Annotated in this window: 1 protein-coding gene; it reads right to left on the bottom strand. The window is 51.4% G+C overall.

The annotated features are described in order from the left end of the window. Window positions 1-216, bottom strand: a 216-nt coding sequence (locus ACTHSL_RS14400) for an IS30 family transposase (protein WP_440381770.1), incomplete at both ends; no start/stop codon positions are given.

Below are 216 nucleotides of genomic sequence, written 5' to 3'. Positions count from 1 at the left end.
TCTTTGCCGTTATCCATGGTGATGGTATGCACCCTGTCTTTATGTGCCCTTAATGCCCTAATGGCTGCCCGGGCAGTATCTTCGGCTTTCAAGTTCTTCAATTTGCAGATGATGGCGTGTCGGGTATTGCGTTCGACCAAGGTCAATAATGCGCTTTTCTGATCCTTGCCGATGATGGTGTCGGCCTCCCAATCGCCGATGCGGGTTTTCCGATCG

It is taken from the genome of Neisseria sp. P0008.S010, assembly GCF_051962715.1.
GTDB lineage: Bacteria > Pseudomonadota > Gammaproteobacteria > Burkholderiales > Neisseriaceae > Neisseria > Neisseria elongata.
The sequence above is the reverse complement of the archived record's forward strand: the minus strand, read 5'-3'. Positions and strand labels throughout refer to the sequence as shown.